Genomic DNA, 13851 nt, shown 5'->3' with positions numbered 1-13851 from the left:
GCGTGACATCTACTTCCGGCCGGATTGCACACGTTGCCCAATTCAACTTGTTTCCAAACCAAGTTGACGAAAACAGTCTGGACGGACCGGGCCGTGCGTGCTTGGTTGTCCTGCGAAGGCGCGCCGCACCACCCGCACTTGGCAACCCCAGGATCGAAGGGAGCGGCAGACGATGACCGACCAGGCAGAGCCGGCGCACGGCCCGGGAGCATCCGGGCCGGGGCCCGACGGAGCGGGATTCACCTATCGAGGAGCCGAGCGGGAACTGATCGTCGTCGCCCGTCCCGAGGCACGGCTGCGCGCCCAGGCCGAGGGCGTGCGGTCGGTGGCGGGCGCCGATGTCTCGGCTCTCAACATGTTCCTTACGGACGAACAGCTCACGCTGGAGCCGCTGTTCGGCAACGAGGAGCGACTTCAGCAGGCCACCGGCGCGCAGGAGGCGACGGACCTCGCGCTGTTCTACCGGGTGCGCGGCGGCCGGAGCCGTGCCGAGGAACTGCGGGCGCGGATCGCCGCGCTGCCGGGGATCGACACGGCGTATGTGAAACCGGGCGCGGTGCCCGCCTCCGCCGGGCCGTTCGGTGAGGACGGCGGGCGCCTGAAGGAGGGCACACCGGTCACGCCCGACTACAGCGGCCGGCAGGGCTATCTGCGGCCCGCGCCCGAGGGTGTCGACGCCCACTGGGCCTGGCAGCGGCCCGGCGGCGCCGGTCAGGGCGTGACCGTGATCGACGTGGAGGGCTCCTGGCAGCTGGGCCATGAGGACCTGGCCGGCAAGCTGTCCGGCGTCGTCATCGGCACGCCGATCGCCGACCTGGCCTGGCGCAACCACGGCACCGCTGTGATCGGGGTGATCGGCGGCGACCGCAACGAGTACGGAGTCACCGGCATCGTGCCGCAGACGGTGACCGCGGCCGCGTCCTTCCAGGACATCGGCACGGCGGCGGCGATCCACGCGGCGGCCGAGCGGCTGAGCCCCGGTGACATCGTGCTGATCGAACTCCACCGCCCGGGACCCCGGTTCGAGTATGCCGAACGCGACGACCAGCGCGGCTACATCGGCCTCGAGTGGTGGCCGGACGACCTCGCCGCCGTCCGCCACGCCACCGCCAAGGGGATCCTCGTGGTGGCGGCCGCGGGCAACGGCGGCGAGTCGCTCGACGACGCGCTCTACGAGCGTCGCCCGGACGGATTCCCCGAGTGGTGGCGCAACCCGTTCAACCCGTCCAACCCGCCCTCCGGCGCGGTCCTGGTCGGCGCGGGCGCACCGCCGCCCGGCACACACGGCCGCGACCACGGCCCGGACCGTTCACGGCTCGGGTTCTCCAACTACGGCGCCCGGGTGGACGCGCAGGGCTGGGGTCGCGAGGTGACGACGACCGGCGGCTTCTGGGACCGGCCCGGCGATCTGCAGGGCGGACCCGAGGAGATCGCCTGGTACACCGACACGTTCTCCGGGACGTCGTCCGCCTCCCCGGTGGTCGTCGGCGCGCTGGCCGCGCTGCAGGGCATACTCAGGGCGGCGGGTCAGCCTCCGATGTCCCCCGAGCGGGCCCGCGCGGTACTGCGGGCGACGGGTTCCCCGCAGCAGGACGCTCCGGGCAGGCCCGCCTCCCAGCGGATCGGCAGCCGGCCCGACATCAAGGCGGCGGTCACCTATCTGGTCCCGCAGGCGATCGGCTCGGGCAAGGCCGAGCGCTACTGGGACGAGTTGCTGCCGTATCCCCGTGAACTTCCGCCCAGGCTCCGGCTGTTCGTGGCCGGTGACTGGCGGAACCTGAACCATCCGTCCCCTGAGATCCGTCAGGCGGTCCATGCCGCCTTCGCGGGGGGACGGCCCGATGTCCGAGTGTGGTTCTCGGACGACGAGATCGTCGGCCTGGTGATCACCGGCTGACGCAGCCCATCACATCAAGGGAAGGTGACACCCGAATGAGCACCACCCCGCAGATGAGTCACATGGGACAACAGCAGGGCCAGCAGTTCCCCGGCACATCGCCGTACCAGCAGCCCTTCGGGCAGCAGCAGCCCTTCGGGCAGCAGCAGGTCTACGGCCGGCAGCAGCCGTACGGCATGAGCGGCTCCCTGGAGCAGCTCCAGCAGCTCGGCCAGCAGCAGCCGTTCCAGCAGTTGCTGCAGCAGCTCGGGCAGCAGGCGATGGGGCAGCAGCCGGGTCAGCAGGGTCAGCAGCCGGGTCAGCAAATGGGTCAGCAGATGGGGCAGCGGCAACAGGTCGAGCAGCAGGTGCAGCAGCAACTGCAGCAGCTCGCGCAGGTCGCCGTGCAGCACGTCCAGCAGCAGATCCAGACACAGGAGCTGCAGGCGGACCTCGCCGACGGCTACATCGACATCGTCCAGCCGCTGCCCGGGCAGCCCAGCGTGATCGCGCTGCGCATCGGCGGCCAGCTGAGGGTCCTGTTCAACCCGAGCCCCCAGACCCACGGCGCGGTCCAGGAGGCCTTCGCGTTCGGCAACCAGGTGGTCGGCATCTGGGAGGCCGGCTCGCCGCACATCCTGCGCAGCATCCACATCCGCAGGATCTGACAGGAACCGATCCGCCCAGGACCGGGTGACACGAGGGGCGCTTCCTCCGTGCGGAGGAAGCGCCCCTTTCACATGCTCTGAGTGCTACGGCGTGTTACAGCGCCACGCCCAACAGCGCGTCCACGGCCCGCGATACGACGCCGGGGGCGCCGATGTCCGTGCCGCCCTCGGCGTCCTGCCGCGCGGCCCAGCGGTCCACCGCGGCGAGCGCGGCCGGGGCGTCCAGGTCGTCGGCGAGGGCGGCGCGGATCTCCTCGACGAGGGCCTCGGCTCCCGGTCCGTCGGGCCGGGACACGGCCGCCCGCCAGCGCCCGAGGCGGGCCACGGCCTCCTCCAGCACCTGGTCGGTCCACTCCCAGTCGGCCCGGTAGTGGTGGGCGAGCAGGGCGAGCCGGATGGCGGCGGGGTCGACGCCGTCGCGGCGCAGCTGGGAGACGAAGACGAGGTTGCCCTTGGACTTGGACATCTTCTCGCCGTGCAGACCGACCATGCCCGCGTGGACATAGGCCTTGGCCATGGGGAACTCGCCGGTCAGCACCTGGGCGTGCGAGGCGCCCATCTCATGGTGCGGGAAGGCGAGGTCGGAGCCGCCGCCCTGGACGTCGAAGCCCATGCCGAGGTGGTCGAGGGCGATGGCGACGCACTCGATGTGCCAGCCGGGCCGGCCGCGCCCGAGCGAACCGCCGTCCCAGCTGGGCTCGCCCTCACGGGCGGCCATCCACAGCATCGGGTCGAGCGGGTTCTTCTTGCCGGCCCGCTCGGGGTCGCCGCCGCGCTCGGCGGACAGCAGTCGCATCGCGGCGGCGTCGAGGTTCGACACCTTGCCGAAGTCGGGGTCGGACTCGACGGAGAAGTAGGTGTCGCCTTCGAGTTCGTAGGCGGCGCCGGCGTCCCGCAGGCGCTCGACGAGCGGGACGATGCCGGGTATCGCCTCCACCGCGCCGATGTAGTGCCGCGGCGGCAGCATCCGCAGGGCGGTCATGTCCTCGCGGAAGAGTGCGGTCTCCTTCTCGGCGAGGGCGGCCCAGTCGATGTCGTCGCGCTCGGCCCGCTCCAGGAGCGGATCGTCGATGTCGGTGACGTTCTGGACGTAGTGAACCTGCCGCTTGGTGTCGAGCCACACGCGCTGCACGAGGTCGAACGCGTTGTAGGTCGCCGCGTGACCCAGGTGGGTGGCGTCGTACGGGGTGATGCCGCAGACGTAGATACGGGCGACGGGACCGGGGTCGAGGGTGACCAGACCGCCGGTCGCGGTGTCGTGGATCCTCAGGTCGCGGCCCTGACCGTGCAGGGCGGGGACCTCAGAAGCGGGCCAGGCATACATGTCATGAGCCTAACCGGGCGGATGTTCCGTACACGAACCGGACCAGGCCGGATGGCCGGTGAGGCGTTCTTGCGCGATACCCCGCCAGTGTGCTCCTACACGGGCGGCCAGGGAATGGCCGGCCACTCCCCGCTCGGCTCCGGATGCTTCCCCGACGCCAGCAGCGCCTCGACACGCGCGCGTGTGGCCGCCACCTCTGCGGCGGTGATCAGCCCGGCCAGCCGTACGGCCATCGCGGCGCCCTCCTTCAGACCGTCCCGCAGGCCACCGAGCACCTCGACGGCCTCGTCGGTCAGCGGCTCACCCGCCCAGCCCCACAGCAGCGTCCGCAGCTTGTTCTCGACGTTGAAGGTGACGCCGTGGTCGATGCCGTAGAGCCGGCCGTCCTCGGTGGGCAGCAGATGCCCGCCCTTGCGGTCGGCGTTGTTGATCACGGCGTCCAGGACCGCCATGCGGCGCAGCCGCTCGTCGTCGGAGTGCACGAGCAGCGCGGTCCTGCCCTCACCGACGTCGGCGAGGCCGATCGACCTCCAGCCGGGCTCGGGCTCCTCGCCGTCCACGAGGGCGAGCAGCTCCGCCTCGGGCGTCACGTCGATCCACAGCTGGACCATGCCCTCGCCGTACGGCCCCTCCCGCAGCACGGTGGGCGGTACTAGTCCCCAGCCGGTCGCCTCGGAGATCTCGTACGCGGCGACCTCGCGCTGCGCGAGCGTGCCGTCGGGAAAATCCCACAGCGGCCGCTCACCGGCGACCGGCTTGTACACGCAGGACGCCTCCTGCCCCTCGTGCGCCACCGTGCAGAACAGCGCCGCGTTGGACGCCTCCCGGATGCGGCCGCGCACGGTCAGCTCACCGTCGGTGAGCAGTTCCACCGGGGTCATGCTCCGCGGCGGTATCCGTTCTGGCGCGGACATACGTGTCCTTCCGGGTCGAGCGGGAGGCTGCACAGCGGACACGGCGGCCGCCCGGCGTTGACGACGTCCAGGGCGCGCTTGGCGAAGGCCCTCGCCTGTACGCCGGTGAGCCGGACCCGCAGCATCGGGGGTCCGTTCTCCTCGTCCTGCAGGAGGCGCTCCTCGGCCTCGGCGAGGTCCTCCTCGGAGTCCGCGTCGAGCTCCACGAGGGCCTGCGCCTCGACGATCATGCGCTGCTCCTCGCCGTCCCAGGCGAGCGCCATGGTGCCGACGCGGAACTCCTCCTCGATGGGGGTGTCCAGCGGGCCCGTGTCGCCGATCTCGTTGGGCGCCATGGCGGGGACCGCGGCGCTGCCGCCGCTGCGCCTCACGACCTCGTCGAGCAGTTCGTCCATGCGCTCGGCGAGGGCGGCGACCTGGGTCTTCTCCAGGGCCACGCTGGTCACCCGGGAGCCTGCGGTGGCCTGGAGGAAGAACGTACGGCGTCCGGGCAGTCCTACCGTGCCGGCCACGAAGCGGTCCGGGGGGTCGTAGAGGAACACCTGACGGGACACGTCCTGTCTCCATTGGAATCGTGAGTACGGCGAATCGTGTGTACGGCGAATCGTGAGCCGGCGAAGGTACGGCGCAGCTTCGACCGCTTCACCCTACTGCGCCCGACGATCACGGTGCGCCCGCGCCGCCCCCGACCGTCGCGTCGCCGGCCGGCGCCTCCTCGCGCGGGGCGAGGGACGCGAAGTCACCGGTGTCGCCGAGGCGTACGAGGAACGGCCTCAGGCGTGTGTAGCGGATCGCGGTGATGGAACACGGTTCTACGGAAATCCTCTGGAAGAGGTCGAGATGAAGACCCAGCGCATCCGCCACGAGCGACTTGATGATGTCGCCGTGGGAGCACATCAGGAACACGGCGTCGGCGCCGTGATCGCGCTCCACGCGCGCGTTCCACTCGCGTACGGCCTCGGCGGCGCGGGTCTGCATGGCCCGCATCGACTCCCCGCCGGGGAACGCCGCCGCCGACGGATGGGCCTGTACGACCTCCATCAGCGGCTCGTCCTTGAGCTCGGCGAGCTTGCGGCCGGACCAGTCGCCGTAGTGGCACTCCCCGATCCGGTCGTCGGTGTGCGCGGTGAGGCCGGGCCGGGCGTCGAGAAGCGGCCGGATCGTCTCCTGACAGCGCTGGAGCGGGCTGGTGACGACCTCGGAGATCGGCAGCTCGGTGAGCCGTCCGGGCAGTGCGGCGGCCTGCGCGGCCCCGCGCTCGTCGAGGGCGACGCCGGGCGTCCACCCGGCGAGCAGTCCCTCGGTGTTGGCGGTGGAACGTCCGTGCCGGACCAGGATCAGCGTGGGCATGCCGCCCAGGGTAGGCGCACGACGGGGTGCGTTCGGGGCCGGAGGGCGGGAGAATACGCTCCGTGATCGTCGACTGCGCCATCTACCGTGACGGGCGCCGGACGGAGGGGCCCGCGGACTTCTCCGACGCCCTGGATCTGTGCCGTCTGCAGGACGACGCGTTCGTCTGGATCGGCCTGTACGAACCGACGGAGAAAGAGTTCGACAAGGTCACCGAGGAGTTCGGGCTGCATCCGCTGGCCGTGGAGGACGCCCTGAACGCCCACCAGCGGCCCAAGCTGGAGGTGTACGACGACTCGCTGTTCATGGTGCTCAAGCCGGTCGGGTACGAGCCGAAGAGCGACATCGTCTCCTCCGGCGAGGTCATGGTCTTCATCGGCGACTCGTTCGTGGTGACCGTCCGGCATGGCGAGGAGGCGCCGCTCGGGGTCGTCCGTAGCCGTCTGGAACACGAGCCGGAGATGCTGCGGCATGGTCCCACGGCGGTGCTTTACACGATCGCCGACGCCGTGGTCGACCACTACCTGGACGTGGCGGGCGAGTTGGGCACCGACCTGTCGGAGCTGGAGGCAGAGGTGTTCTCGCCGACCGGCGGCGGGTCACGGCACACGGCCTCGCGCATCTACGCCTTCAAGCGGCAGATCATGGAGTTCCGCAAGGCCACCGGCCCGCTCGCGCAGCCCCTGGCCCGGCTCGCGGGCACAGGCCTGATCGGCGCGCGCGTGCCCTTCGTGCACGACAAGGCGCAGCCCTTCTTCCGTGATGTGAGCGACCACCTCACGCGCGTGAACGAGTCCGTGGAGGGCCTGGACCGGCTGGTCTCCGACGTCCTCTCGGCGCATCTGGCGCAGATGAGCGTCCGGCAGAACGACGACATGCGGAAGATCTCCGCGTGGGCGGCCATGGCCGCGGTCCCCACGATGATCGCGGGGATCTACGGCATGAACTTCGAGCACATGCCCGAGCTGCACTGGATCGGGTCGTACCCGGTGCTGATCGCGGGCATGGCCGCCGTCGAGGTGCTGCTGTACCGGCTGTTCAAGCGCCGGGGCTGGTTGTAGTCGGGCCGGCCGCGGTCGTCAGGCGAACTCGGGTGCCGAGGTGGCGGGTCCGCCCAGGGCGTCGCGTCGTTCCGGCATCTTCAGGGACACCATGCGCCGCCAGCCCGCGAACCGCTCCCAGGCGTACACGGCGTGGATGCCTGCGGCGAGCACGGCGGCCTTGGCCCGGGGCCAGCCGAGGATGCGTCCCATGTGGTCCATGACCGCGAGGCTGACGTCCCGGTAGACCCGGATCTCGGCGAGCGCGCACTCGCGCAGGGTGCGCTGGATCAGCCGGCCGTGCCCGGCGGCGGCGAAGCGCAGCAGCTCCTCGTGGGTGTAGGCGAGGTGGTTGTCCTCGTCGTTGGAGATCATCCGCACGGCCTTGCCGACCACGGGATGGTCGGAGAAATAGTTGCGGAGCATGATCATCTGGTCGGCGGCGCGCTGCTCGGTGACCCGGCTGTGTGCGAGGTAGGTGATGACGTCGTCGACCGTGAGCGGCTTGTCGGCCTTGAGCTTGTCGTGGGCGAGCCCGATGCCGTGCCGTTCCAGGAGCATCGTGTAGTCGGTCTCGGGCGGGACGGGGACGGGTTGCAGACCGCGCTTCTTCAGCAGGGCGTTGAAGATGCGCCCGTGCTTGTCCTCGTCGGCGCCGTGCCGGGTGATCTTAGGGGCCATGGCGCGCTCGCTGTCGGGCACGAGCGCGGCGATGCGCGCGTTCTCCCAGCCGCCCTGGGTCTCCCCGCTGGCGGCGATGGAGCAGAACAGGCGATATGACTCGTCGTTGTCGAGGATCTCTTGGAACAGACTCTTGGCCGAAAGCATCGTGGGGCACCTCTCTGCAGGACGCCGCAGGATTCCGCAAAGAACGAGTCAAATGCGGTGAGAGAGGTGCTGCAACAGCTACGGCGGACAACTCCGCCAAAAGAATGACCATCGGGGTCACGACGGGGGCGTAACCGCGTGGGCACGCGCGCGTTGTTCTGCGTGACGGCCGTGGCGGGGAAGACCCCCCGAGCCCCCACCACGGCCGCTGAAACCTCCTGTTGAGCGCGCTTCGCGGCTACGCGAGCCCGGCGCGCTCCAGGGCCTCGGTGCCGGCGCGGAGCGAGGCGAGCCGCTCGTCGAGCGTGAAGCCGGCGGGCGCGAGGGACAGCGTGGTGACCCCGGCCGCGGCATACGCCTTCATCCGGTCCGCGATGCGGTCGACGGAGCCGAGCAGGGTGGTGTTGTCGATGAGGTCCTGCGGTACGGCGGCCGCGGCGCCCTGCTTGTCGCCGGAGAGGTACTTGGTCTGGATCTCGGCGGCTTCCTTCTCGTAGCCCATGCGCTGGGCGAGCTGGTTGTAGAAGTTCTGCTTGGGGCTGCCCATGCCGCCGACGTACAGCGCGGTGTAGGGGCGGAAGGTGTCGGCGAGCGTGGCCACGTCCTTGTCGTCGCCGACGGCGAGCGGCAGGGTCGGGCAGATGTCGAACCCGTCGAGGGTCTTGCCGGCCTTCTCGCGTCCGGCGCGCAGGTGCTTGACGGTGGTGTCCTCCAGGTGGTCGGCGGAGGGGAAGATCACCAGTGCGCCGTCGGCGATCTCGCCGGTCTGCTCGAGGTTCTTCGGGCCGATGGCGGCGATGTACAGCGGGATGTGCTCGCGCTGCGGGTGCACGGTCAGCTTGATCGGCTTGCCGGGGCCGTCGGGCAGCGGCAGCGTCCAGTGCTGGCCCTGGTACGACAGGCGCTCGCGCGTCATGGCCTTGCGGACGATCTCGACGTACTCACGCGTGCGGGCCAGCGGCTTGTCGAACTTGACGCCGTACCAGCCCTCGGAGACCTGCGGTCCGGAGACGCCGAGGCCGAGCCGGAAACGGCCGCCGGAGAGCGAGTCCAGGGTGGCGGCGGTCATCGCGGTCATGGCCGGCTGGCGGGCCGGGATCTGGAAGATGGCGGAGCCGACGTCGATGCGCTCGGTCTGGGCGGCGACCCAGCTGAGCACGGTGGCCGCGTCCGAGCCGTACGCCTCGGCGGCCCAGCACACGGCGTACCCCAGCCGGTCGGCCTCCTGCGCGACGGCGAGATTGTCCGCGTCCATTCCCGCACCCCAGTAGCCGAGGTTGATCCCGAGCTGCATGGCCGATCCCCTTACCGATCAGTAACGTCCCTTGTGGGCCCGACCATAGCGCGGGGGACCCCCGGCGGGGAGGCCGATGTGGCGGGCGTCGCCCGGCAGGCCCTGCGCAGCCCCGGTGACCGTACTGAAAACTGGTTATCCACAGGCCCCCACATGGCAGGTTCTGGCCAGTAATCTCGGCGTTCATGGAGCAGAGGCATCTCGGCCGCACCGGCCTGCGCGTGTCCCGTATCGGGCTCGGCACCCTCACCTGGGGCAGGGACACCGACGAGCACGACGCAGCGGACCTCTTGAAGACGTTCTGGGAGGCGGGCGGCACCCTCGTCGACACGGCGGACGTGTACGGCGACGGGGAGGCCGAGTACCTGCTGGGCCGGCTCATGGAAGGGCTGATCCCGCGGCGGGACCTGGTCATCTCGACGAAGGCGGGCAGCGTGCCCGACCCGGACCGCCGTTTCGACGGCTCGCGCGGCCATCTGCTCTCCGCGCTGGACGCCTCGCTGGCCCGGCTCGGCACGGACTACGTCGACGTCTGGCACATCCACGCCTTCGACCCGTACACACCGCTGGAGGAGACCCTCCAGGCGCTCGACATCGCGGTCAGCAGCGGTCGCGCGCGCTATGCGGGCGTGTCCAACTTCTGCGGCTGGCAGCTCGCCAAGGCGGCGACCTGGCAGCTCGCGGCGCCCGGCATACGGACCCGGCTGGCGAGCACACAGCTGGAGTACTCGCTGCTCCAGCGGGGCGTGGAGCGCGAGGTGCTGCCGGCCGCGCTCGATCTGGGCGTCGGCCTGCTCCCTTCCTCCCCGCTCGGCCGGGGCGTCCTGACCGGCAAGTACCGCAACTCGACGCCACCGGACTCGCGCGGCGCCTCGGAGCATCTGGCGCCGTTCGTCGCGCCGTACCTCGACGACACGGCGAGCCGGATCGTGGACGCCGTGCAGACGGCGGCCGACGGGCTGGCCGTCTCCCCGCTCCAGGTCGCCCTCGCCTGGGTCCGCGACCGGCCCGGCGTGGCCGCGCCCGTCATCGGCGCGCGCAACGCACAGCAGCTCACAGCGGCGTTGTCAGTGGAGGCCCTTAGTCTTCCTGACGAGATCTGCCGGGCGCTCGACGACGTGTCGGCACCGGTGCACCGCTATCCCGATCACGACTGGAGCACGCTGTGAGCACGGAGCCACCCGAGACCACGGAGAACCCGGAGCCGGGGACGCCGGGGGCCGCGACGCAGGACGGGGCACCGGGGACCGAGGGTGCGGGCGCCGCCGAGGGCGGCGTCGGCGAGAGCGCCTCTGCCGAGACCTCCACGGCCGAGGACGGCGACAGCGCGGCGAAGCCGTCGGAGGCCGAGGCCGAGCTCGCCGCTCAGCGGGTCGAGCGCGAGCGGATCGAGCGACGCAAGGCCGAGCGGCAGGGGCCCGTCGAGAGCGGGGGCAAGCTCAGCGGGACGGCCGCCGATCTGCTCGCGGCCGTAAGGGCCGTGGAGAGCGGCGCCAAGCCCACGGCCGCCGTCTTCAGCGAGCCGGAGCCACCACGTCGCCCCGCTCCGGAGCCGGCCCGCCGACCGCAGCCCATGCCGGCGCCCGCCGCGCCCGCGGTCCCCGCATCGGACGCCGTCGAGTCCGTACGGGGCGTGCTGACCGAGGGCGGCGCTCCGGACGCGCTCGCCGCGCAGGCCGCCGCGGCGCTCGGCGAGGGTGCCGCCGACCAGCTGCGGGCGGACCCCTGGCAGCTGCTGCGCGTCGGCGGTGTACGGCCAGAGCAGGCCGACGGGTTCGCGCGGGCGTTGCTCGGCGCGGAGTGCGGACCGGACGACGAGCGGCGCGGGCGGGCGGTCACCGGCTGGTTGCTGGAGCAGGCGGCGCTGGCCGGGCACACGGCCCTGGAGCTGCCGACGCTCACCGCCGCGCTGGTCCAGCGGGGGGTGCGGGACGCCGATGCGGCCGTGCAGAGCTCCCTGGCCGAGGGCGATGCGCTGGCCTTCCAGGACGCCCTGGACGGGCCCGGCGCCCCGGCCGTACGGGACGAGGAGGCGGCGGAGGACGAGGAGCGGCCCGTGCGTGTCCTCGTCGGCCTGGAGCGGTACGCACTCGCGGAGGAGAGCCTCGCCGACGGGCTGGCTCGGGTGATCAACTCGGTGCCCAAGCAGGACGGTTCGGCCGAGGAGTGGGAGGGAGCGGCGGCCGGCGCGGGCTCCGCCGCCGACCTGATCCGTGCGGTCGCGGCGAACGGCCTGGTCCTCCACACCGGCGGGGAGGCGTCCCGCGCCGAACCGGCGGCGCTGCTGGGCGCGGCGCGGGAGCTCGGGCTGCGCGCCTGGGCGGCCACGCACGGCCCGCTCGGCCGGGAGCGTTTCTCGGCGCTGCTCGGCGGGTCGGACGCCGCGGCGGAGACGGGAGGCGTCGCCACCGTGGCCGGTCTGCTCTCCGGTGCCGAAGGACCCGGCCGGGACGCGGACGGGGCGCTCGATCTCGAGCTGCTCATCGTGCTCGACGCACCGCTGCTGGACGTCGAGACGGCCGCACTGCTCACGGAGTCGCTGCCGGACGGGGCCCGGCTGGTGCTGGCCGGGGACCCCGGGGTGCTGTGGTCGGCGGGGCCGGGGCGGGTGTTCGCCGATCTGCTGGCGGCGCGGATCTGCCCGCAGATCGCCTCGCGACGGCCGGACCCCGGCCCGCTGGGCGAGCTGGTGTCCGGCATCGGCATCGGCGAGCTGACCCAGGTCGAGGCGCCCGGCAAGGAGGTCGTGATCGTGCCGGTGCGGGACGCGGGCGAGGCCGTGCACCGCGCCGCGCAGCTCGTCGCGGACTCGGTGCCGCGGGCGATCGGCATCCCGGCCGAGGAGACCCAGGTGATCACGCCGGGCCATGGCGGCGCGGCCGGCACGCGCGCGCTCAACGCCGCGCTCAAGGAGCGGCTCAACCCGGGCCCGGGCCGCTTCGGCGGCTTCGACCCGGGTGACCGTGTCGCGTACTCCCCCGCGCCGGGCCGTACCGTGCCGGGCCGGGTGGTGAAGGCCGACGCCGAGGGACTGCACCTCGACTGCGCGGGCGAGGCCGTGGTCGTGCCCAAGGAGCGGGTGGAGCAGTCCGTACGGCACGGCTGGGCGCTGACCGCCCATCAGGCGGCGGGCGGCCGGTGGCCGGCGGTGGTCGTGGTGCTGCCCGGAGACGCGGCCCAGTCCCTCAGCCGCCCCTGGGTCTACACGGCCTTCAGCCGCGCCGACCGCCACCTCTCCGTGGTGCACGGTGCGGAGCAGGCCCTCTCCCGGGCGGTGGCCGAGATCCCGGCCAAGCCCCGCACCACCCGCCTGCCGGTCCTGCTCGCACCACAGGTGCCGTCCGGGGGCTGACCGGCAGATTCGCGCGCGATCACGCCCCCGGGCACAAAACTGCGGCGGTCACGGAAACCTCCGTGACCGCCGCCGTCGAATCAGCCGCGCCAGGTGTCAGCGATCCGCGTCCAGAGGTTCGAGGTCGTCCTCGTCGAGGTCCGTGTCGAGCTCGTCCTCGATGTCCTCGTCGCTGTCCTCGTCGTCCCCTTCGTTCCCGTCGGCGTCCAGGTCGTCGTCGAACACCGTGCTGACGTCGAAGCGGCAGACCACCCGCTGCGGATCGACCCCCTCGAAGGGCGCCTCCAGCCATTCGCCGGGGTCGGTCTGATCGTCCGCCGCGGTCACCCAGAGCGTGGAGTCGCCCTCCTCCAGGCCGAACTCCTTGTGCCGGGAGGCGATCTCGTCCGGCTCGAACTCGCCGAACAGGATGCCGAGCGCCCCGTGCACCGTGCCGGAGGCGTCCGCTTCCGCTCCGTCGTCGTAGTCCGCCGCCTCGACCCGCTGGGCCTGCGCCAGCAGGCGCTGCGGCTCCACCACGGCGTAGTCGCGGCGGATCAGCACGCTCAGCGCGTTCGGTTCCTCGGGGCCGATGTACGGCGGCAGGGCGTCCTCCGTACCGGGGATCTCGAAGGGAGTGACCTCGTCGTAGCGGTCGTAGAGCAGCTCGTCGTAGGTCTCGGCGGCCGCGGCCAGCTCGTTGAACGCCTCGTAGACGGCCGGATCGTCCTCACCCGACCGGCGTTCGACCGCGGCCAGGTGGCGGTCGAGCGCGGTCTTGACCGCCTCGGCGGCGGCACGTACCTCGGCAGCGGTGGGCTGCACAGCATCAGACATAGTGCAGACGCTATCCGTACCGGGCCCCAGCCCGCACAATAGATGCGATGCCGGAATACGAATTTGTCGACGTGTACGTACCGCGCGGGGTCTCCCGCAAGGACGCCACACGCCTGCTGACGGACCATGCCGAGTACGGACACTGGGAGTTGGACCGCCTGAGCCTGCTGCGCGACGGCAGCCGCAGGGTGCGGTTGCGCCGCCGGATCATCCGCCAGGTGCGGGCGACGTGGTGAGCTGAGGCGACAGGAAGACAAGGGAGATTACGGGACGACACGGAGCGGGGGGAGCCGAAGGGGGGGGCGCCCCCCTTTTTTTTCGGGGTCGGGCCTGAGATCTTTTCCCCCCCCCTTTTCCCCCCCCCCCCACGCCGGTCAGCCGACCGAGTT

The 13851-nt window shown here is 71.8% G+C and carries 14 protein-coding genes; 6 read left to right on the top strand and 8 right to left on the bottom strand.

Annotated elements, in window-relative coordinates; translation table 11 throughout:
* Positions 1-172: 172 nt before the first annotated feature.
* The gene (locus ACFQ6S_RS34225) at positions 173-1897 is read left to right on the top strand and encodes a S8 family peptidase (protein ID WP_383418472.1); all 1725 of its coding nucleotides are present in this window, start codon (positions 173-175) and stop codon (positions 1895-1897) included.
* A 14-nt stretch (positions 1898-1911) separates the two neighbouring features.
* On the opposite strand, the gene ACFQ6S_RS34220 is transcribed toward ACFQ6S_RS34225, so the two are convergent.
* Positions 1912-2289: a hypothetical protein gene (locus tag ACFQ6S_RS34220; protein ID WP_383418470.1), complete on the bottom strand. Its 378-nt coding sequence runs from the start codon at positions 2287-2289 to the stop codon at positions 1912-1914.
* Between ACFQ6S_RS34220 and ACFQ6S_RS34215 the strand changes: the two genes are divergently transcribed.
* Positions 2281-2544, top strand: a complete 264-nt coding sequence (locus ACFQ6S_RS34215) for a hypothetical protein (RefSeq protein WP_383418468.1) — start codon at positions 2281-2283, stop codon at positions 2542-2544. The two genes, ACFQ6S_RS34220 and ACFQ6S_RS34215, sit on opposite strands and share 9 nt — an antisense overlap.
* Before the next feature lie 94 nt (positions 2545-2638).
* Here ACFQ6S_RS34215 and mshC read toward each other — a convergent pair whose 3' ends face one another.
* The 4 genes from mshC to ACFQ6S_RS34195 form a co-directional block, all read right to left on the bottom strand.
* Positions 2639-3868, bottom strand: a complete 1230-nt coding sequence (mshC, locus tag ACFQ6S_RS34210) for a cysteine--1-D-myo-inosityl 2-amino-2-deoxy-alpha-D-glucopyranoside ligase (protein ID WP_383418466.1) — start codon at positions 3866-3868, stop codon at positions 2639-2641.
* Between the two features lie 95 nt (positions 3869-3963).
* A complete protein-coding gene (locus ACFQ6S_RS34205; protein WP_383418464.1) occupies positions 3964-4782 on the bottom strand; it encodes an SCO1664 family protein in 819 nt (272 codons plus the stop codon).
* Positions 4746-5336 (bottom strand): DUF3090 domain-containing protein, encoded by a 591-nt coding sequence (locus tag ACFQ6S_RS34200; protein WP_383418462.1) that lies wholly within the window; start codon positions 5334-5336, stop codon positions 4746-4748. The genes ACFQ6S_RS34205 and ACFQ6S_RS34200 overlap by 37 nt, the downstream gene beginning before the upstream one ends.
* A 109-nt stretch (positions 5337-5445) precedes the next feature.
* Positions 5446-6132, bottom strand: a complete 687-nt coding sequence (locus ACFQ6S_RS34195; protein ID WP_383418460.1) for a histidine phosphatase family protein — start codon at positions 6130-6132, stop codon at positions 5446-5448.
* A gap of 62 nt (positions 6133-6194) precedes the next feature.
* On the opposite strand from ACFQ6S_RS34195, the gene ACFQ6S_RS34190 reads away from it, so the two are divergent.
* Positions 6195-7193: a magnesium and cobalt transport protein CorA gene (locus tag ACFQ6S_RS34190; RefSeq protein WP_383418458.1), complete on the top strand. Its 999-nt coding sequence runs from the start codon at positions 6195-6197 to the stop codon at positions 7191-7193.
* A gap of 18 nt (positions 7194-7211) precedes the next feature.
* Here the strand turns inward: ACFQ6S_RS34190 and ACFQ6S_RS34185 are convergent, their stop codons facing one another.
* Entirely contained in the window at positions 7212-8000 is a 789-nt protein-coding gene (locus ACFQ6S_RS34185) for a ferritin-like domain-containing protein (protein WP_383418456.1), read from the bottom strand.
* A gap of 238 nt (positions 8001-8238) precedes the next feature.
* Positions 8239-9294: an LLM class F420-dependent oxidoreductase gene (locus ACFQ6S_RS34180; protein WP_383418454.1), complete on the bottom strand. Its 1056-nt coding sequence runs from the start codon at positions 9292-9294 to the stop codon at positions 8239-8241.
* Positions 9295-9479: 185 nt separating this feature from the next.
* On the opposite strand from ACFQ6S_RS34180, the gene ACFQ6S_RS34175 reads away from it, so the two are divergent.
* Both ACFQ6S_RS34175 and ACFQ6S_RS34170 read left to right on the top strand, forming a co-directional pair.
* Complete coding sequence (locus ACFQ6S_RS34175) at positions 9480-10463, top strand: aldo/keto reductase (protein WP_383418452.1); 984 nt, start codon at positions 9480-9482, stop codon at positions 10461-10463.
* The gene (locus tag ACFQ6S_RS34170; RefSeq protein WP_383418450.1) at positions 10460-12646 is read left to right on the top strand and encodes a helix-hairpin-helix domain-containing protein; all 2187 of its coding nucleotides are present in this window, start codon (positions 10460-10462) and stop codon (positions 12644-12646) included. The genes ACFQ6S_RS34175 and ACFQ6S_RS34170 overlap by 4 nt, the downstream gene beginning before the upstream one ends.
* A 96-nt stretch (positions 12647-12742) precedes the next feature.
* On the opposite strand, the gene ACFQ6S_RS34165 is transcribed toward ACFQ6S_RS34170, so the two are convergent.
* On the bottom strand, positions 12743-13462 hold the full coding sequence (locus tag ACFQ6S_RS34165) for a hypothetical protein (RefSeq protein ID WP_383418448.1): 720 nt from the start codon (positions 13460-13462) through the stop codon (positions 12743-12745).
* 47 nt (positions 13463-13509) lie between these two features.
* Between ACFQ6S_RS34165 and ACFQ6S_RS34160 the strand changes: the two genes are divergently transcribed.
* Positions 13510-13698 carry a DUF5703 family protein gene (locus tag ACFQ6S_RS34160; RefSeq protein WP_005485166.1) on the top strand — a complete coding sequence of 63 codons (189 nt, stop codon included), beginning with the start codon at positions 13510-13512 and terminating at the stop codon, positions 13696-13698.
* Positions 13699-13851 lie beyond the last annotated feature (153 nt).

This window comes from Streptomyces sp. NPDC056479, from assembly GCF_042795335.1.
Taxonomy (GTDB): Bacteria; Actinomycetota; Actinomycetes; order Streptomycetales; family Streptomycetaceae; genus Streptomyces.
The sequence above is the reverse complement of the archived record's forward strand: the minus strand, read 5'-3'. Positions and strand labels throughout refer to the sequence as shown.